The following is a 19,783-nucleotide window of genomic DNA, read 5'->3' as shown; positions in this document are numbered from 1 at the left end:
GGAAGGTACATTCTCCATGTCCGAAGTATGGTTTCTCACCGGCAGCCAAAGCCTCTACGGTCCGGACACCCTCGAGCAGGTAGCAGTCCAGTCCCGCGAGATCGCCGACAAACTCGATGCAGCACTTCCGGTCTCGGTGGTCTGGAAGCCGGTACTGCTCGACGCGTCGTCCATCCTGCGCGCCATGCGCGAGGCCAACGCCGCCGACGAGTGCGTGGGTGTGGTGACGTGGATGCACACCTTCTCCCCCGCCAAGATGTGGATCGCCGGCCTCGACGCGTTGGACGTTCCGCTGCTGCACCTGCATACGCAGGCCGGAATGTCGTTGCCCTGGTCCACGATCGACATGGAATTCATGAACCTCAATCAGGCCGCCCACGGCGACCGCGAGTTCGGGCACGTCGAATCCCGGGTGGGTGTTCTGCGCACGATCGTGGCGGGCCACGTCGACAATCCTGCGGTTCTCGAGCGTGCGGAGCAGTGGGTGCGAGCAGCTCTCGGCCGCGCGGAGCTGAGGTCACTGTGCCTGGCACGTTTCGGCGACAACATGCGTGACGTCGCGGTGACCGAGGGCGACAAGGTCGAAGCGCAGTTGCGATTCGGAGTGTCCGTCAACACCTACGGGGTCAACGATCTCGTCGAGGTCGTGGACAGCGTGAGCGATTCCGCGATATCGGACCTGATCGACGAATACCGGTCGTCGTACGACATCGCACCGAGTCTCGACATGGGCGGTGACCGCCATGAATCTCTCCGCTACGGGGCCCGCGTCGAGGCCGGGCTGCGACAGTTCCTGACCGACGGTGGCTTCAAGGCCTTCACCACCAACTTCGAGGATCTCGGTGGGCTTCGTCAGTTGCCGGGACTCGCAGTGCAACGGCTGATGGCCGACGGGTACGGCTTCGGCGGCGAAGGCGACTGGAAGACCTCGATGTTGTTGCGTGCCATGAAGGTGATGGCCGATGGCCTTTCCGGCGGAACCTCCTTCATGGAGGACTACACCTACAACCTCGTTCCCGGCGCGGAGAAGATCCTCGGCGCACACATGCTCGAAGTGTGCCCGTCGATCACCACCTCGCGGCCCACGCTCGAGATCCATCCGCTGTCCATCGGCGGCCGCGAGGACCCGGTGCGGCTGCGCTTCACCGCTGACCCCGGCCACGGCGTTGTGGTCGGACTCTCGGACGTGGGAGAACGATTCCGCCTGACTGCCAACGTGATCGATGTCGTCGAACCCGACGAGGCACTGCCGAAACTACCCGTGGCGTGCGCTGTATGGGAACCGCAGCCGTCGCTCTCGGTCTCGGCGGAATCCTGGCTCACGGCCGGTGCACCACACCACACCGTACTCAGCACCGCGATCGGTTTGCCTGTGCTGGAGGCATTCTCGGACATGATCGGTGTCGAGCTCTTGGCCATCGACTCCGACACCACGACGCGCGGATTTCAACAGACATTGCGATGGAACGCGGCGTACCACCGGCTCGCTGCGAAATTGTGAGCTCCTGGCGTTCCGATCACCCATGTCGTCGACGGTATTCCTGTTCGGCTCCGGGATGGAGGGGGATGCTGCCGGTCATGACGAGCGACCGCGCGTCGAGAAACTGGCTACCGATCGCCTGACCGGGAACCAGTTCGGACGACTGATCGAGAAGCACACTCACCAGTGCGGCGACCACACGGTCCGGCACCTCCGGATGTGCCAACAGAAGATTCGGAATGCCGACGGTGGTGACCTCCGGGTGTTCGCCGTACACGTTCGCCGGAACCCGCACCGCCTCGTATGCGGTACCGAATTCGCGTCTCAGATCGGCGACGACGGTGCCGAGATCGAGTAGACGAATCGCAGCTGGAGGCTGAGCAAATGCCGGAGTCGGCAACCCGCCCGCCCACATCACGGCGTCGACCTCGCTGCTCGACAGGGCATCTGCCGCCGAGCTCATCGACAGCTGAACCTGCTCTACTGCACCGGGTTCCGCCACCCCCGCCGCGCGGAGGACTCGCTGCGACACTTCGGTCGCGCCAGATCCCGGGGCACCGATGCTCACGTTCCGGCCGCGCAGATCGTTCATGGTCTCGATGGTCGAGTCCGCTAGCACGGCAACTTGGAAGTAGTTCTCGTAGACGCACCCGACCGCCGCCAAGTCTCCGCTCGGATGACTGTAGGCGGCGTCTATGAGCGTCAGGGCCAGCTCGGCCCGGCCAGATCCCAGCGCCTCGAGGTTGTCGACCGAGCCGGCCGTCGTGAGGGGAACGATCTCCGCGACATCGGTTTTCGAGGAAGCGTCGGACAACAGCCCGGCGAACTCCCAGAAGAAGCCGCCGACCTCACCCGCCGCGAGACGCAACTGCGTCGGTGAATCCGGCGAACACCCCACTGTCGCAGCGCCGAGCACAGCCAGCACACCGGCCTGCAGCGCCGTTCTACGCGAGAACGACGCTGCGGGCGGAGTCATATCAGTCACCCTATGGCGTGGTGGACTGCTCGAACGCTCGACCCTGCTCGCGGTCCAGGACGGTCTCGGTCTTGTTCCGCAGAACGAAGACGTACACCAGCAGCGAGATGGCGATGACGATCGTGACGTAGAGGATGAACCAGCCGACGTGCCCGCCGTTCTTCGCGGCCTGGTAGATCAACGGAGCGGTCCCGCCGAAGGCAGAGTTCGCGAGCGCGTATCCCAAACCGACGCCGAGTGCACGAATGTGCGAGGGAAACAGTTCGGCCTTGACGATCGCATTGATCGAGGTGTACCCGGTGAGAATGACGTAACCCACGCAGACCAGCACCAAGGACTGCACCACCGACGTCGCCGACGGCAGATACGTGATGAGCACGTAGGTGTACAGCACCCCACCGACTCCGAAGAAGACGAGCAGGGGCTTGCGACCGACCTTGTCGCTGATCAACCCGCCGATGGGCTGCAGCAGCATGAGGAAAACCAGCCCGAACAGGTTGATCCACGTTCCGGTCATTCCGCGGTCCTCGTACGCAGCCTTGATCATCGAGGGAGCGTTGACGCTGTAGGTGTAGAACGCGATGGTGCCACCGGCCGTCACCATGAAGCAGATCAGCAGGGCGCGCCAGTGCTTGGTGACCAGTTCTTTCATGGATCCCGAAGATTGATCGGCTCCGCTGCGCACGGCCTCGAGCTGATCCTTGGTCAGCGACTCGTCCATGCTGCGGCGCAGCCAGAAGACGACCACTGCGGCGACGCCACCGATGAAGAACGCGATCCGCCAACCGAAGTCCTCGATCTGTTCCCGCTCGAAGAAGACCTGCATCACCAACAGCGTCACCTGCGCCAGAACGTGTCCGCCGATCAGCGTGACGTACTGGAACGAGGAGAAGAAACCGCGACGCTCACGGGTGGCGGCCTCGGACATGTAGGTGGCCGACGCTCCATACTCACCGCCGGTGGCGAAGCCCTGCACCAGACGGCACATGATGAGGATGACGGCGGCCCACACGCCGATGCTCTCGCGCCCGGGGGTGAACGCGATGACCATCGAGCAGGCCGCCATCATCGAGACACTGAACGTCAACGCGGCACGACGGCCTCGTCGGTCTGCATAGCGTCCGAAGAACCACGAACCGACCGGACGCATCAAGAACGTGACCGCGAAGATGCCGTAGACGTAGATGGTGGAGTTCTTGTCGGCCGAGTCGAAGAACTGATTCTCGAAATAGGTCGCGAAGACGGTGTAGACGTACACGTCGTACCACTCGACGAGGTTGCCCGACGACCCCCGCAACGTGTTGTACACGGCACGACGAGTGGCCGCGGGAGACGAGACAGGCGGTGTCGGGCGAGCCGATCCGGCAGTCGAGGTGGCCTCGTTGGCCATGGTTGGTCCTTCCACGATGAGCGGGTCGGGTTGCCGAGAGAACTCGACAACCGAAGTCCCCCTACTGTGACGGCAAGCACAGCCTGGAACCAAGCCGATTCGGATTTCCTAACACTCCCTTAGGAATCGGTGGTCGGTAGACGCAGCTCGATCCGCAGTCCCGATGGCCGACGCGCACTCACCTCGAGACGACCACCCGTCCGCTCGGTCAATGCCCGCACGATGGAGAGGCCGAGACCCGTGCCCGCGCCGTGCGCAGTCGACGCCCGGAAGAATCTATCGACGATCATCGGCAGCTCGTCCGCGGGTACACCCGGTCCGGTGTCGGCAACCCAGACCATTGCGTCGGTGCCGAGTGTGCGGTAACCGATCTCGACATGGGCACCCTCGCCGGCGTACTTGGTGGCATTGCTGAGCAGGGCGTCGAGAATTCGGATCAGATCGTCCTCCGGTATCGCAACACGGAGCCCCACCTCGAAATCCGGCTCGTCGAGGCGAACATCGATGCCGGCCGCAGTCATTGTGCTCGACCAGAATTCGACTCGATCGGTGGTCACTGCTCCCAGCTCGCATCCGATCGTTCGGCTGCTCGCCGGTGTCTCGGCGGCGGCCAGTACGAGCAGATCTTCGACCACCGAACTCAAGCGGTCGACTTCGACGGTGGTCCGAAGGTGCACCTCGTGTGCCGAATCGGGAATCCGCATTCCCAGCACGTCCATTCGAATCCTCAACGCTGCCAGTGGATTGCGCAGTGCATGAGCAGTGTCGGCCACCAGTCGACGCTGCGCCGCGGTGGCCGCCTCGACATCGTCGGCCATGGCGTCGAACGCGCGGGACAGTTCTCGAACTTCCGGCGGCCCGTCGTAGGCGGCCGGTTCGGTCGTCGGGACCTCGTCGATCGGTAGCTGATCGTGGAACTTGCCGCCGAACGAGTGAACGCGCGAAGACAGGGCGGTCAATGGTCGAACTACCCAGCGAGACAACGCAACCGCGATCGCCGCCACGGTAGCGAGAATGAGCAGGGCACCAGCGGCGATGACCATCCACGCGAACGCGACGTCACGACGCGCCGAGTCGGTGGATGCCGCGAGGACCACCGCGCCGTCGACCTGCGTTCCCCCGCCGACCGGTGCAGCGATCAACACCGTTGATTGCGACCACGGCGTCAGACTCGACGGGAGGTCACCGCGCTGATTTCGCAACGCACCTGCGACGGTCTGTTGCACGTCCGCACGCGTCAGGTCCAGGCCCGACAGAGCCCGAGCCGCTCCGGTCCGATCCACGACGGCGATCCCCTCGCCGTACAGATCGTTGTAGCGCCGCACCGACTCCAGCAGACGAGGCTCACCCGATTCGTCCTCGCGCAAACTGAGATCGGCAAAGAACGTTGCCGCGGAGGCCCTGTTCTCACCGAATCGTTGCGCCCGCTCCCGACCGACCAGCAGTGCCAACGGCACCGACAGTGCGAGCACAACGACGGTGGAGTAGATCATCAACACCAGCAGAATGCGGCCGCGCACGTCAGGTGTCCCAGCGGTAGCCGAAGCCGCGAATGGTGACGATGGTGCCGGGTCGGTCGAGTTTGGAACGCAATGCCGTCATGTGCACATCCAGCGTCCGCGAAATCGCCACGTACGCGTCGCCCCAGATGGCATCCATCAATTGCTCCCTGCTGACCGCTTCGCCCCGTCGCGTCACGAGGTGAGCCAGAAGGTCGAACTCCTTGGTCGTCAGCGCTATATCGCGCCCGCCGATTTCGACACCTCGACCGACGAGGTCGACGGCGATGTCGCCGAGAACCAGCCTGTCTGCGGCGGTGTCGTTCGTCGCTCTCCGACGACGCGCGGCCACTTCCAGTCTGGCGTGCAGTTCACCCAACCGAGCGGGTTTCACGACGTAGTCGTCCGCACCACCCCGCAGTGCCCGAACCACCGAGCGTTCGTCGTCCCGTGCAGTCAACACCACCACCGGGACCGAACTCAGAGTCCGTAGTTTGCGCAGAACCTCGAGGCCGTCCATGTCGGGCAGCCCGAGATCGAGCAGAACGACATCCATCTCGTGATATCCGAGCAACAGGTCGGCACCACGACGCATTCGAACAGGTGCGTGCCCCACCTCGGTCAGCGCGTCGACCAACGCGTCACCGACTCCGTCGTCGTCTTCCACCACAGCAATGCGCATCGAGATCAAGATAGGCCACGGGACGCTGCCGGTGCGGCGTGAGCTGCTGGCTACGGGGCGGGGCACGCGCCCGCACGTGAGTGTTCACGATCGGGTGGAATGCGCGGGATCCTGCCGTTGGGCAACGGTAATGAACGCTCAGGTTCGGCATGGATCGACGAAGATGATCAGCGTCGCTCGACACCCGCGGCCCGCGCGAGCACCCAGTTGGTCAGGCGGGCGCGCTTGCGCGAAAGCCGGGTATCAGCGCGATATCGATTGCAACCCCCTTGCTTGCGCACCCGCACGCGTTGATGCAAGGTGGCTGGCGTGAGCAATGAACCCGGCTCGACCCCAGTGCCAGTCCGCTTGGAGGGCGTACCGGTCAACGAGATTCCGGTCGTGGTGCCCTTGCGGCTCGTACTCGCGCACACCGACACCATTGCGGTATGGCTCACCGGCGCACACATTTACAGCCGTTGCGTGACGTTGTCGGTCGAAGCCGCGGTCCCGATGACGGATCGCTTCCTCGGTATGTACGGCTTCGGAAAGCCCGAATCCGGCCATACCCCACCCATGTTGATCGGCTTCGAGGATGCACAGGGCAATGTCTCCAACAACCTTCCCGGCCGACCCGGAAGCCTACAGGCGAACGGTGGCAACGGAAGCGGCATTCACGGGCGGATCGGACTCGTGCTCACGGCTGTACCTGCCCCCGGCCCGATGAGCATTCACTTCGCGTGGCCGTACTTCGGAATAGACGAAACGCGGTACATCATCGATGCCACCGAATTCGCCGCTGCAGCGCGAGATGTGACGACTCTGTGGGACGATCCCGATCCCGAAACCGCGACGCAGATCGACATGAGCAATCGCGAGATTCCCGAAATCGACATTCCCGAAGGCGGTTGGTTCGCCGCTGCTGCCGAACGGCAGAAGCCACCCCCACGCGACCCCGACGCACCGAGGCGAATCAACTTCGCGCACGTCGACGATCGACCCACATCGTTCCCGTAGTGTCCTGTTCGTGATTCGATCGTGGACCGTGAAAGTATCCGTCGTCGGAGCCGCACTCGCGGCAGTTCTTCTCGGCGCACCCTCGGTGGCATCAGCACACCACCAAGAGTTCACTCCCCTCCCCTACAACATCTCACTGGGACAAGAGCTGTCTTTGCCGTGCGCCGGCGAGGTCGGTGGCAACGTGTACACCCCGCATGACCGTCCGGGCATCGCAGTAGTGACATTGACCTGGCAGACGTTTTTCGTCAGCAACTGCCCACTCACCGTGTACGTGAACATGAACAACTTCGACGCACCGTGGGTCGATCCGTACAGCGGTGACAAGCCGACCGGCGGCACGTGGCTGGTCCACCTGAACTCCGCATCTGTCGGGGCGGTTCCGCCCGAAGGTAGCGAGTGGAGCAAGCAACTCGCCATCGACATCGGATCCGGCAACGCCGGGCTGACGGTGACAACGGACTCACCCCTGAACACCACTCTGCTCGACCCGGCCGGAAACACAGTGAGGTTCACCGTGGCCTGAGGACGCCCCGGACCCAATTCGTTCTGGGGCAGGTTGTTTCGGTAAAATCGAACTCGAAGACCATAGCTCCTCTTGATCCCGTGATCACGGGACAAGTGTCTGCTCCAGCGAACGACCGACGCTCAGCAGCGGCTTCTCGACGCGCCAATTGGTCAGCACCGCACCGCCGAGACAGCCGGTGAGCACGATGGCACCCATGGTCGACGTTGCGGAAATTACGTAGAGAACCGAGACGACCAGGATGACGATGGCGGTGCTCGGAGCCATCTCGTCGCGCAGCACGAGGTCGACCGATGCATTGTTCACCACCTGCAGGTTCAGATTGTGGCTGACCGCATCGAACAGGAGGCAGCCCATGACGAGGATCTGCAATACGAGGCCGATGCGGGGGGCAATCTTCCCCGGCGCGGCGTCTCGGTGGCGGTCAAGGCTGTCTACTGGGTAGCGGTCGATGTCACTTCTTCCACCCTGGCAAACCGCCGAAGGCACCGGCACGCCCCAGTCAGTAAGGTCGAAGAATGAGTGTGCGAGCGGGTGTAGTGGTCACGGGGACCGAGGTGCTGGCCGGTCGGGTCGCCGACAGAAACGGCCCGTGGGTGGCCCAGCAACTCCTCGAGCTGGGCGTCGACGTCGCACACATCACGATCTGCGGCGACCGACCCGATGACCTGACGGCACAGGTGCGATTTCTCGCGGATCAGCGCGTCGATCTGATCGTCACCACCGGAGGACTCGGTCCGACCGCCGACGATCTCACGGTGGCGACTGTCGCTGCGCTGTACGGCCGAGAGATGCACCTCGATGTTCGACTCGAGAAGCGGATCTCGGAGATCGTTGCGCGTTGGCGCAGCCGGCTCAGCTCGGCTGTCGACTCCGAGCCGCTGAAGGCGGGAATTCGCAAGCAAGCTATGGTTCCCGAAGGCGCGCAATCGATTTCACCGACCGGAACTGCCCCCGGCGTGGCGATACCCGCCAACGATTCCGGGACACTTCCCGTGGTGCTGATACTGCCCGGACCGCCTCGCGAACTGCAGGCGATGTGGCCGGAGGCACTCGACAGTGCGCCCGTCGCCCAGGTATTGACGCGACGCTGTCGGATCCGTCAAGACACGATTCGCGCTTACCGGTTGTCCGAGGCCGACCTCGCCGCAACGTTGCGGACGGCAGAGATCGAGATCGAAGGATTCGACGCTCTCGAGATCACCACGTGCCTGAGTCTCGGAGAGTTGGAGATGGTGACCCGCTATGCGGAGTCGGCAGCAACCGCATACTCCGATCTCGTCGCACTCATCGACAAACATCATGGTGCACAAGTCTTTTCGACCGACGGATCCACCATCGACGACATCGTGGCCGGCCGATTGACCGGCCGAAGAATCGCCACAGCGGAATCGTGCACCGGCGGCATGATCGCGGCACGACTCACCGACCGCGCAGGCTCGTCGGCGTATGTGATCGGCGCTGTTGTGTCGTACGCGAACGAGGCGAAGACGGGTCTACTCGACGTTCCCGCCGAGTCCATCGAGCAGCACGGAGCCGTCAGCGAGCCGGTGGCTGCATCGATGGCCGAGGGCGCTCGGCACCGATTGGGCGTCGACATCGCGGTATCCACCAGCGGAATCGCCGGACCGGGCGGCGGCACCGAACTCAAACCGGTCGGCACCGTCTGCTTCGCAATTGCCGCTGCCGACCGACCGACCGTCACCCGCACGCTCCACCTCCCCGGCGACCGAGCAAGCGTGCGTGCGCTGTCCACCACAGCGGCAATGCACATGATCGCCGACGCGTTGCAGTCGGAATGGTGACGAACTCGCCGAGTGACCGGCGGGGTGTAGTTCTTCGCTCGGCGGGGCACTCCCGAAAGGTCCTGATACCGGCGACCGGTCGCCTCGACCACTAGGAGATTCCATGACGATGCCGAGCGATGCAAGCGAAGCAGTCCCCTCCCACGGCAGCAACGACGGCCCGCGGGACCACACGCCCGAGACCGATGCGGTCGAAGGCGCGCACGTGGACGAAGAGAACGTGCCGCACCCTCCGGAGGACGGCAATCCACAGCACTGAGCTGGTGCCCGATGGCTACCGGTCGGTCGAGTCGCATGGCGACGTCGATCTTCGGTGCCATCGTCCTCACCGACGACCCGAGCCGATGGCAGAACTCACCGCAACTCCCCGCCGGAGAATGCTGATCCGGCAATAATTCGGTACCGCCTGCGAGCCGATACGTGCCAGCCTCGAGTCATGTTTTGGCCGATTCACGAGTACGTCGAGGAGTGGCGGCTACCGTTCGTCCCGGATTCCGGTGACGGAGCACCTACACAGATTGTCGACGCGTGCGGTGCCGTAGGCCGTGATCTGTACTGCCGCAAGCACGGCACCGACGAACACATCGAGCGGTCGCAGTGGACGATCGCACTCCTGGAGTCTGGAGACTGCCATGTCGGACTCGAGCCCGGCCCGTGGCACGCGCCTGTCGGCCTCGAACAGTTCCGAGGATTCACTTTCGGCGCAGTGCACATCGATCAATCAATCGCCGACGCCACCGTTGTCATCGCCGACGCGGTGCAGGGCGAACTTGCGGGCTACTACCCGTACATCCAGTGGCCGATTCAGGAAAAGCGACTGCTCTTGCCTGTGGTCCGCGACGGCACGGCGGTGTGGCGGGATCCGCGCACCGACCTGATCATCGCCGAGATAGGGCTACTGACCGACTGACCACAGATCCATCACCCTCAGCAGGAATCCACGGACAATACGGTCTGTCATGTACAAACGTTGTGGACCACGACAATCGACTTCACAAGTACACAGATTGTCCGCGAAATCCGTTACGTCCGAAAACACAAAGCCACCGATGCCCGATCCGACCGAATCCCAGGCACCCTATGAAGCTCAAATTGATTGCCGTCGTTGGGGTATCGTACATGTTTGCTGCTGTCCTGTTCGCCTGGTTTGCGCAGACTTACGACACTGTGTCGTGGTTCCTGGATCCGCCTCCGAACATTTCGGTGGCGGGCCGCAACTACAAGCCGAGCAATTTCCCGCCTTCCACGCACCTCCCCGACAGGGAGGGCATCGAGTGGGAAGTGAAAGGCCACATGTGGCCGCTGGGATACGACATCTACGGAGCACGCGGATACCCGACACCCACCGAGATGGAGCTCGAGTGGCGAGACGGTTCGTACCACCAGTACACGTTGCAGGGAGGCCCCTGATCGAGCCGGTGCCATTGCCGGCAAGTCCCGACTTGTCAGGCTCCCGACCACGAGAGCACAATTTCCCACCATGGCATTGATCTCGAAAGGCTTCGTGGGCCGACGACGCGGCGACGACGGGCGCACTCCCCCCGGTCAGTATCTGACCAAGGATTTTCCCGTCCTCGCGATCGGGCCTGCGCCCGTGGTCGCGACCGACACGTGGTCGTTCTCGATCACCACCGAACGGGGCGAGACTCGCAGCTGGACCTGGGACGAATTTGCCGCACTTCCGCACGACACTCCGACCGTCGACATCCACTGCGTCACCAAGTGGTCGAAGCTCGACACCACGTGGAAGGGCGTCAGCCTGGACGTTCTGTTGGACGGACTCGACACCGATGCCGGGTACGTCGTTGTGCACGGCTTCGACGGCTACACCACCAACCTCCCCCTCGAGGACCTGAGGGATGGGAAGGCCTGGCTGGTCACCGAGTTCGACGGCGCTCCCCTGGCTCGCGAACACGGTGGTCCCGCACGGCTTCTCGTCCCGCATCTGTACTTCTGGAAATCGGCGAAGTGGATCTCACGCATCGAGCTCACCGTCGAGAACGAACAAGGCTTCTGGGAGCGCGGTGGATACCACGACTACGGAGATCCGTGGCGCGAGCAGCGCTACCAGGGCGACTGACGTGACACAGGTAGCCGGCGCAAAACCCTGGCTCGTTGCCACGGTGGCGGCCGTGCGGCGTGAGACACCCACCGCGTCCACCCTCGTTCTCGACGTCGAAGGATGGCCCGGCCATCTTGCCGGGCAGCATGTGGACGTCAAGCTCACTGCAGAGGACGGCTACAGCGCGCAGCGAAGTTACTCCGTGGCGTCGGCTCCCGACGGCACGTCGCGCATCGAGATCGCGGTCCAGAATGTCGCAGACGGCGAGGTGTCGCCCTACCTGGTCGAGTCCGTCGAGGTCGGAGATCGCATCGAGATCCGCGGGCCGGTGGGTCGATGGTTCGTCTGGAGACCGTCCCAGCCCTCCGAGACCGCTTCCCCGCCGATCCTGTTGGTGGGTGGCGGTTCCGGCATCGTCCCGCTCCGGGCGATGGTTCGCGCGCAGGCTTCGGCGACGGGCGGTCGGGTGCCCTTCCGGGTGCTGTACTCGGTGCGCGAACCCGCGGAGGTCTACTTCGCCGACGAGTGGGCTCACCCTCCGGCCGGCGTGGACGTCACCATGATCCACACGCGGCGCGCTCCCGCCGGTGCCCGGCGGCCTCTCGGCCGCATCACGGTCGCAGACCTCGACGCCCATGGATGGCCGGCGGAGTTCGAGCCGCGATGCTACATCTGCGGCCCAACGAGCTTCGTCGACACAGTGGCCGACATGCTGGTGGAGCGAGGTCACTCGGCAGCGAACATCCGAACCGAGCGTTTCGGACCGAGCTGACGGAGGCCCCCAGCTAATCGATCGAAGTCGTCCACGCTGCGGTGAGACCGCGGTCGACCACGCGACGCCAGCCGGGCGGTGCCGCCTCGTCGCGGCTCGACGTGCCTGCCATCCACAACATCGCCATGAGGTCATCCGCGGTGAACGACGTCGAGAGCACCCCGGCGGCATGTGCCTCTTCCACGAGTCGACCGCCCAGAGCCGTAGAACGCTCGCAGGCGTCGATCAACGTGGTCGCGTTCGGAAACCGTCGGAGCATGGCGTCGTTCAGCGCCGGGTCGCTCAGCTGAAGATCGATCATGCCGGAGACGAACGTCTGCAACCTCGCGCGGGGCGATCCCTGGGACAGCGTGTGCGCGGTCAGTGCCTTGAGCTTCTCGCCCGCGACAGCGGGAACGACCGCGTCGATGAGTGCTTCGCGCGATCCGACACGGTTGTAGAGCGTGCCGATGCTCACGCCTGCTTCCCGAGCAATGTCCTCCAAGGGAGCTCCCAACCCACGCTCGGCGAACACTCGAAGAGCCGCCGAGTGGAGCTTGCTCAGGTTCGCCTGCGCGTCTCGACGAAGGCCTTTGTCGGGGACCATGCCAACTCCTAGATGTTGAGTACGGCCTCAAGTTAAGGCATGAATTAGATGAGGCCGACCTCAACTTAGCCCATCACGTACCTGCGCCGCCTATTCGGCGGTTCGCGAAAGGATCCACATGCCTCTCATCACCATCATCGGTGCCGGCCCCGGCCTCGGTCTGGACATCGCTCGTGCCTTCGGCCGCAAAGGCTTCGACATCGCACTCGTCGCCCGCAACCAGGCCAAGCTCGATGCCTTGTCCGACACTTTGACCGAGGAAGGATTCCGAGCTCGAGGTTTCGCCGCCGATGTGAGTCGGCCCGACACGATCACCGCCGCACTCGGCCGGATCAAGGCCGACCTCGGACCGATCGATGTGCTCGAGTTCTCCCCGGCGGACCCAACTCTCGTTCCCGTAGATGTACTCGACGTGACCCTCGAGAACCTGCAGCCGCAGATCGACTTCTATCTCGGCGGAGCGCTCCGCGCCATCGGCGACGTGATTCCCGCCATGGTCGTCGCCGGCACCGGAACCATCCTCGTGACCACCGGCGGCGGCTCGATCAGTCCGATGCCGTTCCTGGGGAACATCAACATCGCCGCCGCGGGTCTTCGCAACTGGACACTGAATCTGCACAACGCCCTCGAACCCAAGGGCGTCTACGTCGCCCATGTCGGCATCACCGCCCTCATCGGGGGAGGTCACCCCGAGGCAGAACCGGACATCATCGCGAAGGCGTACACGAAGTTGTACGACGAGCGCCGGGATGCCGAGTTGCACTACGTCGCGTACGACGCTTGATCCCCCTTCGGGGATTCGGGATGGATCAGACGACGTCGCGAAGGAACTCGATTTTCGACCGGTTGTACTCTTCGGTCCATCGTGATCCCGTCACCATGAATGCGTGGTCTAGTGTCGCCTCGTTCCTGCTGTACAAGTTCAGGCGATTCTCGACACCCACTCGGTCCAGCGTGGCACTCAACTCGGCTGCCTGGTCTGGGAAAGTCCCGGTGTTGCCGTCGGCGATGAAGCTGGGCGGGAAGTCGGATGTGGCGTGGTCGACGACATTGGCCAGCGCCAACGACTCTGCATCGGTGGTGTCCAGGTAGCTGCGTGCACCGAGTTCGTATCCGAACCCGTTCGACGGACTCGGGGATTGCGGCGTACCGGCTCTACCGACATCGAGGAGTGCGCTGTCGAACACCATGGCCTTCAACGCGCTTCGATCGATCGTGGGTTCTATCCCCACAGCGCGGGCATACTCGGGGTTGGTCTGAACGTTGGCGTAACTGCCCACGATCTGGCCGCCCGCGCTGCTTCCGGCGAGCACGATACGGCTCATGTCCAGACCGTATCGGTCTGAGTTCGCGTTCAAGAACTGGAGCGCCTCGCCCAGTTGCCTTGTCTGCGTGGGAAAACGGTACTCCGGTGCGAACGCGTAGTTCACGGACACCAGGTTGTAACCGGCACCGAGCACTGGACCCGCTCCCGCAGCGAAGTACGGACTTCCCGTCGACGATCCAGGATCACCGTCTGCCTTGTCGCCGGCAACCCATCCTCCACCGTGAACCATGACGTATGTGGGCCGACTTACGGAGCGATCGTTGTCGGCGATATATACGTCGAGATACGAGTTGGGAAGCGTCGACCCGTACTCGATGTCACTGGTCAATCCCGCTCCAGCGAAGATTGTCGTGCTCATCGGCGTGCGGGACTCGAAGGAATTGCTGTCGGCGAAATCTTGCAGCGCTCGAACCACCGGTGCTGGACTCGCCGCCAGGGTGATCATCAACGCCGATATCAGAACTGCGCCCCCGGCGGCACAGCCGATCGGAATCGCAATTGCGACCTTCACCGCGCGACGAGCCCGACGCCATCTGTCGGTGGTTCGCATCGACCACGCCGCAACGAGCGATGCGAATCCCGACGCGATCGCCACGATCGAACAGATCACCCCCAGCGGGTGGATGCCCGTTCCCAACCAGGCGACCTGCGTGATCACGACGGATACACCGAGCGTTGTCCCCACCACTGCGAGCTTTCCGCCGACGCGCGATCGGACGAGAAAGACGGCAAGAAGCGCCACCGCGATGATCCACAATCCCAGCGCGAACCGGTGACGGATCAGGACGATGTCCAGCCATGCCAGCACGACACCTACGGAACCGGTGGCTGCGAGGGAGGCCACCGTTGCTCCCGTGCGATGCCCACCGCCGATCTCATGTGGCACGTTCCCCCCAGCATTTGCACATCGACGACCGATGATCACGTACGAGCGTAGGTGGGTGGCGTGCGCAACGATGTCTCGGTATCGCGGTCAGCCTGCGTGCTGAGCCACCCAGCCGCTGAGCAGCACCGTCGACGGATCGACCGGCCCCGCCATTTTGCCCTGTTCAGTGAAGAAGTCGACCAGGTTCTGAGCTTGCTGGACGTCCGCTTCGGTGAAGTCTCGACCATCGAAATCGATCTGCGACACCCGATCCTGCGCTTCGGCGGCATCCATCTGGATTTCCGAGGACACCGCCCTCGCTGCACGAGCCGGATCGGTGTTCACGATGGCAGACGCCTCGGCAATTACCGAGAACACCTTTCCGGCCAGTTCCTCGTTCGCCGCGAGCCAACCCTCGGACGCGATGATCCACTGCGAGTACTTCGCACCGAAGTCACCGGTCGTCGCGACGACTGTCGACCCGGCATCCTCCGCTTGCGCTACCCACGGGTCGAACGAGATGAGTCCGTCGATGTCACCGCGCGCCAACAGCGCCGGCTGCTCCGGCGGGCTCGTGGTCACCAGAGTCACCGAAGCGGGATCCTTCCCCAGGCTCCGGAGGTACAGATCGGTGAAGTACAGGCCGATACCGGGGAAAACCCCCATCGTCTCGATGTCCGCCGGTGCGACCCCGTCCCGAAGGACGACCTGGAAGTAGCGGTCCGAATCCTGAAACACCCCGAGGGCACGAAGACTCGGGTTCGCGGCCATGACGGTCAGTGCGGTGGAATCGGCATTGCCGGACAGCTCCGACGTTCCTGCCACCACGTTCTGCGCACCGGCCGCACCGCCCTCCGTCTGGATGACCTCGACATCGAGGCCTGCGGCCTCGAACATTCCCTCACTGTCGGCGAGGAAGATCGGCGCGTACGACGGGTCGACACCGACCGAGATTCGTACCAGATCAGCGGTCGCCGCTGCTTCGGTGGCCGGTCGCGAGCAGCCTGCTGTGAGCACGACCACCGAGGCCACGACGACGGCCAGCGCCCGACCTACGGTCGGGAAAGTGCGTGTGAAGAGCATATTTCACCTTTCGATGTTGAGTGCGGTCGAAACGGATGCGGCAGGAGTCCCTTGTATCGGAAAACATGATGATGTCGGCATTCGCGCTGACGTGTACGTCCGACGGTCCGGCCACCAGACCCCACTACGAATTCATCCGACATCGTCAAGCGCTGGGTTTCGGCCACGTTAAAGACATCGGTCGGGTCCGCACGGTGGACCGCGTTGGTGGGCGTGGTCTCGGACCGCCACTAGCTTTGCTTCACACCACCGCGAATGCGGTCCAGATCACAGTAAGGAAAGCGTGCGCCCATGGCCCCACGATCGACAATCGGCAGATCGAGTCTTGTTGCAATCGCCGCAATCACCGCTTTGTTCGCAGGTGCGTGCAGCCGCCCAGCGACCGAGTCCGCGGCTGCGGCCAGTTCCACCGGCAGCATTCGCATTGCTGTCGGCATCGACGCGTCGTATGCGCCGTTCTTCTTGGCCGACGAACAAGGCCTCTTCGAAAAGGCCGGTCTGGATGTCGAATTGGTTCAGTTCGGCCGAGGTGGCGAAGCAGTCGATGCACTGTCCACCGGCCAGGTACAGATGGCAGGTAGTTCGGATACGACCACGATCGCTCAGCTCCAACAGAACCCCGCGCTTCGTGCCATGTACTCGTACGAGTCGTCGGGCAAATACATCAAAGTCGTACTCCGCAACGGCGTCGACGGTCCGCAATCGATACGCAAGCTCGGCATCGTTGCCGGACTCAGCCAGATCTCGACCGTCAAGTACCTGGAAGCGAACGGTGTTTCCCCCGACTCCGTCGAGATGATCTCGGCAACCCCGACCGACATGCCCGCACTGCTCAGCCGCGGTGACATCGACGGATACGTGATGTGGGAGCCCTGGCCGAGCGCTGCGATCGACCAGGGAACCGGCAGGGTCGTCGCGACCACCGGTGACTTCGATTGGTACTACCACCATTGGGCGATCACGACCCAGTCGTGGCTCGATGGCAACGAGGACACCGCACGGGCAGTTCGAGACGTGTTGTCCGAGGCAACGGCAGAGGTCGAAGCCGACCCGCAGGCCGCGGCGGCGGCGACGAAGACCGCAGTGAATGTCGACGAAGCCCAGACGGTGAAGTCGATCGACGAAATCGATTATGCAGTCGAGGATTTGACGCCGACCAGTGTTGCCGATGCACAGAGCGTGGTCGATTTCTACACCGAGATCGGCGCCATGAACAACCAACCCGACCTGAACACGGCGCTCCTCGTCGGTTGGTCGACGGAGGGATCGCGATGAGTGTGGACACAGTGGAGGGCGTTCCGATCGAGGCACGCGACGTAGCCATCAGATTCGGCGAATTGGAGGTGGTCAGCGGCATCGACCTCGACATTCGACCGGGCGAGTTCGTCTGTCTGCTCGGGCCGAGTGGGTGCGGTAAGTCGACGCTTCTGTCGGCCCTGGCCGGGTTCGTGTCGGTGGCAGCCGGCGACATCAGTCGCGACGGCGAGTCGGTGAAAGGAAACAACACCCACGCCGGCATGGTGTTCCAGAGTTCCGAAGCATTGTTCGAGTGGATGACCGTCAGCCAGAACGTTGCTTACGGCCCCCGAATGCACGGATCGAACAAGTCCGAACAGGCTCGTATCGCAGCCGAGTACCTGGCCATGGTCGGCCTGAAGCACGCGGGCAGCAAGTACCCGACGCAATTGTCCGGTGGTATGAAACAACGTGTCCAGATCGCGCGCGTGCTCGCCAACCAACCTCGCCTGGTGCTGATGGACGAGCCGTTCGGTGCCCTCGACGCCCAGACGCGTCAAGTTCTCCAAACCGAACTGGATCGAATCTGGCGGCGCACCGGATGCACCGTCGTGTTCGTCACCCATGACATCGACGAAGCGATCACCCTGGCCGACCGTGTCGTCGTCATGACGGCCGGTCCGAGCGCTCGCATCAAGAGCGTGTACGAGGTCGATGCCCCACGTCCACGTGACCGCAATCATCCCGCCGTCGTAGAACTCTACGAACGACTACGAGACGACATTCGAGCCGAAGTGGTCGCCTCGCTTCGCAATCAAGGTATCGAGGAGGAAACGCTATGACCGCCGTGATCGCTGGACGCACCGAGGCTGCGTCGCCGACCAAGCCTGGTCGGGGCAACCGAGCATGGGGTGCGGGAAAGTCTGCGCTGCGTACCGCTGCTCTGTTCATCGTCTCGGCAGCAATCGGTCTGGCACTCTGGTCGTTCCTGGCGTGGTGGTACGGACCGACGACGATGGCATCGCCTGCGGCCGTCGTCTCGGCTGCGAAAGAACTGTCCGACACCGGGGTCCTGTGGACATCGATTCAGGCGTCCGGGCAACGCATCCTCATCGGGTGGGTTCTTGGCGTGATCGTGGGCGCGCCGGTGGGAATCCTGATGGGCCGCATCAATATTGTCCGCCAGTTGCTCGATCCGTATATCGAATTCTTCAGGTTCATCCCGCCCATCGCGTTCGTCACGCTGGCGGTGGTGTGGTTCGGCATCGGCGAAACGTCCAAAGTCGTCCTCATCTTCTACACCTCGGTGTTCATCGTGACCGTGAGTACGATCGCTGCGACAGTTGCGATCAGCGAGAACAAGCTGCAGGCGGCGACGAACCTCGGCGCAGGCAGGCTACAGATCATGAAGACGGTGGTACTGCCGTCCACGGTCCCGGGAATCGTCACCGGAGCTCGGTTGGCCATGGGTAACAGCTTCTTGACCATCGTGTCGGCCGAGATCGTCGCCGCCGATGCGGGCATCGGCTCCATGATCTGGCAAGCGCGAAATTACGGACGCATCGACTGGACGTTCGTCGGCATCATCACCCTCGGAATCATGGGCTTTCTGTTCGACCGCGTACTGAGGTTGCTGTCCAGGCGGTTCCTCGGCCGTTACGGAGTCAAGTGATGCCGGACTCGGCCGAATCCATTGCCGAACTGGCCTCGATACCGGATGCACCCGTTGGCCTGAGCAGCACAGAAGAGCGGACTCGACGCAAGATCGCGGTAGTGGGCGGCTATCGCATATTGTCGAAATTCGGCCTCGACGAGGGCATCTCTGGCCACATCACCGCCCGTGACCCCGAAGATCCCGATACGTTCTGGACCGCGCCGTTCGGACGCCACTTCTCCCAGGTGCGGCCCGAGGAGCTACTGCACGTCGGCGCCGACGGCACCGTTCTGTCCGGATCGGGACCGCTGAATCGAGCGGCCTTCGTCATCCACTCCAAGGTGCACGAAGCCCGCCCGGACGTGATCGGAGCCGTACACGCACACGGGCTCCACGGAAAAGCGTTCTCGTCCCTGCACCGGCTACTGCAGCCGATCACTCAGGACGCCTGCGCTTTTCACCATGACCACGCACTGTACGACGAGTACCACGGAGTCGCGCTCGACGCCGAGGAAGGGTCCAGAATTGCCGCGGCGCTGGGTACGAACAAGGCCGTGATCCTGTCCAATCACGGCCACCTCACCGTGGGAACCTCGGTCGAGGCGGCCGTGTGGTGGTACGACTCGATGGAACGGTCGATGCAAGCCGAGTTGGCCGCGTGTGCGGCCGGAGATCCGGTGGTGCTGCACGACAAAATTGCGGCACAGACGTTCGAGGCGGTCGGGGTGGACAAGGTGGGCTGGTTCGCCTACTCGACCATCATCCAGAGAATTGCTGCAGAGGAGTCGGACATCTTCGACGCCCGGCCCTCGATCGAGAACTGATCGCTACCGGCCATCATTGT

The 19,783-nt window shown here is 63.4% G+C and carries 22 protein-coding genes; 14 read left to right on the top strand and 8 right to left on the bottom strand.

The genetic code is table 11. The features are described from left to right. Window positions 1–16: 16 nt before the first annotated feature. Window positions 17–1,501, top strand: a complete 1,485-nt coding sequence (araA, locus tag CH275_RS21510) for an L-arabinose isomerase (RefSeq protein ID WP_094680230.1) — start codon at window positions 17–19, stop codon at window positions 1,499–1,501. A 16-nt stretch (window positions 1,502–1,517) separates the two neighbouring features. On the opposite strand, the gene CH275_RS21505 is transcribed toward araA, so the two are convergent. The 4 genes from CH275_RS21505 to CH275_RS21490 form a co-directional block, all read right to left on the bottom strand. Then, window positions 1,518–2,456 carry a TAXI family TRAP transporter solute-binding subunit gene (locus CH275_RS21505; protein ID WP_094680229.1) on the bottom strand — a complete coding sequence of 313 codons (939 nt, stop codon included), beginning with the start codon at window positions 2,454–2,456 and terminating at the stop codon, window positions 1,518–1,520. Window positions 2,457–2,466: 10 nt separating this feature from the next. Further along, window positions 2,467–3,846, bottom strand: a complete 1,380-nt coding sequence (locus CH275_RS21500; RefSeq protein ID WP_094680228.1) for an MFS transporter — start codon at window positions 3,844–3,846, stop codon at window positions 2,467–2,469. 119 nt (window positions 3,847–3,965) lie between these two features. Beyond that, on the bottom strand, window positions 3,966–5,354 hold the full coding sequence (locus tag CH275_RS21495; RefSeq protein WP_094680339.1) for a sensor histidine kinase: 1,389 nt from the start codon (window positions 5,352–5,354) through the stop codon (window positions 3,966–3,968). A gap of 13 nt (window positions 5,355–5,367) precedes the next feature. Then, entirely contained in the window at window positions 5,368–6,027 is a 660-nt protein-coding gene (locus CH275_RS21490) for a response regulator transcription factor (RefSeq protein WP_094680227.1), read from the bottom strand. A gap of 309 nt (window positions 6,028–6,336) precedes the next feature. Between CH275_RS21490 and CH275_RS21485 the strand changes: the two genes are divergently transcribed. Beyond that, a complete protein-coding gene (locus tag CH275_RS21485) occupies window positions 6,337–7,023 on the top strand; it encodes a hypothetical protein (protein WP_143546848.1) in 687 nt (228 codons plus the stop codon). 10 nt (window positions 7,024–7,033) lie between these two features. Continuing rightward, window positions 7,034–7,549 (top strand): hypothetical protein, encoded by a 516-nt coding sequence (locus tag CH275_RS21480; RefSeq protein WP_094680225.1) that lies wholly within the window; start codon window positions 7,034–7,036, stop codon window positions 7,547–7,549. Window positions 7,550–7,633: 84 nt separating this feature from the next. On the opposite strand, the gene CH275_RS21475 is transcribed toward CH275_RS21480, so the two are convergent. Beyond that, window positions 7,634–8,044 (bottom strand): hypothetical protein, encoded by a 411-nt coding sequence (locus CH275_RS21475; RefSeq protein ID WP_143546847.1) that lies wholly within the window; start codon window positions 8,042–8,044, stop codon window positions 7,634–7,636. A gap of 23 nt (window positions 8,045–8,067) precedes the next feature. On the opposite strand from CH275_RS21475, the gene CH275_RS21470 reads away from it, so the two are divergent. From CH275_RS21470 to CH275_RS21450, 6 genes are all read left to right on the top strand, one after another. Further along, complete coding sequence (locus CH275_RS21470; protein WP_094680223.1) at window positions 8,068–9,354, top strand: competence/damage-inducible protein A; 1,287 nt, start codon at window positions 8,068–8,070, stop codon at window positions 9,352–9,354. Window positions 9,355–9,457: 103 nt separating this feature from the next. After that, on the top strand, window positions 9,458–9,613 hold the full coding sequence (locus CH275_RS29625) for a hypothetical protein (protein WP_179276267.1): 156 nt from the start codon (window positions 9,458–9,460) through the stop codon (window positions 9,611–9,613). 177 nt (window positions 9,614–9,790) lie between these two features. Further along, window positions 9,791–10,264: a hypothetical protein gene (locus CH275_RS21465; protein ID WP_094680222.1), complete on the top strand. Its 474-nt coding sequence runs from the start codon at window positions 9,791–9,793 to the stop codon at window positions 10,262–10,264. A gap of 209 nt (window positions 10,265–10,473) precedes the next feature. Further along, window positions 10,474–10,764 (top strand): hypothetical protein, encoded by a 291-nt coding sequence (locus tag CH275_RS21460; protein ID WP_143546846.1) that lies wholly within the window; start codon window positions 10,474–10,476, stop codon window positions 10,762–10,764. Between the two features lie 70 nt (window positions 10,765–10,834). Then, window positions 10,835–11,434 (top strand): sulfite oxidase-like oxidoreductase, encoded by a 600-nt coding sequence (locus CH275_RS21455; protein WP_094680220.1) that lies wholly within the window; start codon window positions 10,835–10,837, stop codon window positions 11,432–11,434. A 1-nt stretch (window position 11,435) separates the two neighbouring features. After that, on the top strand, window positions 11,436–12,188 hold the full coding sequence (locus CH275_RS21450; protein ID WP_094680219.1) for a ferredoxin reductase: 753 nt from the start codon (window positions 11,436–11,438) through the stop codon (window positions 12,186–12,188). A gap of 13 nt (window positions 12,189–12,201) precedes the next feature. Here CH275_RS21450 and CH275_RS21445 read toward each other — a convergent pair whose 3' ends face one another. Continuing rightward, a complete protein-coding gene (locus CH275_RS21445; RefSeq protein WP_094680218.1) occupies window positions 12,202–12,774 on the bottom strand; it encodes a TetR/AcrR family transcriptional regulator in 573 nt (190 codons plus the stop codon). 118 nt (window positions 12,775–12,892) lie between these two features. Between CH275_RS21445 and CH275_RS21440 the strand changes: the two genes are divergently transcribed. After that, the gene (locus CH275_RS21440; protein WP_094680217.1) at window positions 12,893–13,558 is read left to right on the top strand and encodes an SDR family NAD(P)-dependent oxidoreductase; all 666 of its coding nucleotides are present in this window, start codon (window positions 12,893–12,895) and stop codon (window positions 13,556–13,558) included. A gap of 25 nt (window positions 13,559–13,583) precedes the next feature. On the opposite strand, the gene CH275_RS21435 is transcribed toward CH275_RS21440, so the two are convergent. Together CH275_RS21435 and CH275_RS21430 are read right to left on the bottom strand one after the other, a co-directional pair. Next, window positions 13,584–14,945 (bottom strand): alpha/beta hydrolase, encoded by a 1,362-nt coding sequence (locus CH275_RS21435; RefSeq protein WP_143546845.1) that lies wholly within the window; start codon window positions 14,943–14,945, stop codon window positions 13,584–13,586. 129 nt (window positions 14,946–15,074) lie between these two features. Then, window positions 15,075–16,049 carry an ABC transporter substrate-binding protein gene (locus CH275_RS21430; RefSeq protein ID WP_094680215.1) on the bottom strand — a complete coding sequence of 325 codons (975 nt, stop codon included), beginning with the start codon at window positions 16,047–16,049 and terminating at the stop codon, window positions 15,075–15,077. Between the two features lie 291 nt (window positions 16,050–16,340). Here CH275_RS21430 and CH275_RS21425 point away from each other — a divergent pair, with 291 nt between their 5' ends. Genes CH275_RS21425 through CH275_RS21410 form a run of 4 tightly spaced genes read left to right on the top strand, consistent with a single transcriptional unit; the run spans window position 16,341 to window position 19,763 of the window. After that, the gene (locus CH275_RS21425; protein ID WP_094680214.1) at window positions 16,341–17,324 is read left to right on the top strand and encodes an ABC transporter substrate-binding protein; all 984 of its coding nucleotides are present in this window, start codon (window positions 16,341–16,343) and stop codon (window positions 17,322–17,324) included. Continuing rightward, window positions 17,321–18,127 carry an ABC transporter ATP-binding protein gene (locus tag CH275_RS21420; RefSeq protein ID WP_094680213.1) on the top strand — a complete coding sequence of 269 codons (807 nt, stop codon included), beginning with the start codon at window positions 17,321–17,323 and terminating at the stop codon, window positions 18,125–18,127. Before CH275_RS21425 ends, CH275_RS21420 begins: the two co-directional genes overlap by 4 nt. Beyond that, complete coding sequence (locus tag CH275_RS21415; protein WP_094680212.1) at window positions 18,124–18,957, top strand: ABC transporter permease; 834 nt, start codon at window positions 18,124–18,126, stop codon at window positions 18,955–18,957. Before CH275_RS21420 ends, CH275_RS21415 begins: the two co-directional genes overlap by 4 nt. Then, window positions 18,957–19,763 (top strand): class II aldolase/adducin family protein, encoded by an 807-nt coding sequence (locus CH275_RS21410; RefSeq protein WP_094680211.1) that lies wholly within the window; start codon window positions 18,957–18,959, stop codon window positions 19,761–19,763. The genes CH275_RS21415 and CH275_RS21410 overlap by 1 nt, the downstream gene beginning before the upstream one ends. The last annotated feature ends 20 nt before the right edge of the window (window positions 19,764–19,783 follow it).

The sequence above is a fragment of the Rhodococcus sp. 06-235-1A genome, from assembly GCF_002258785.1.
Lineage (GTDB): Bacteria > Actinomycetota > Actinomycetes > Mycobacteriales > Mycobacteriaceae > Rhodococcoides.
This window is presented reverse-complemented; position numbering and strand designations above follow the sequence as displayed.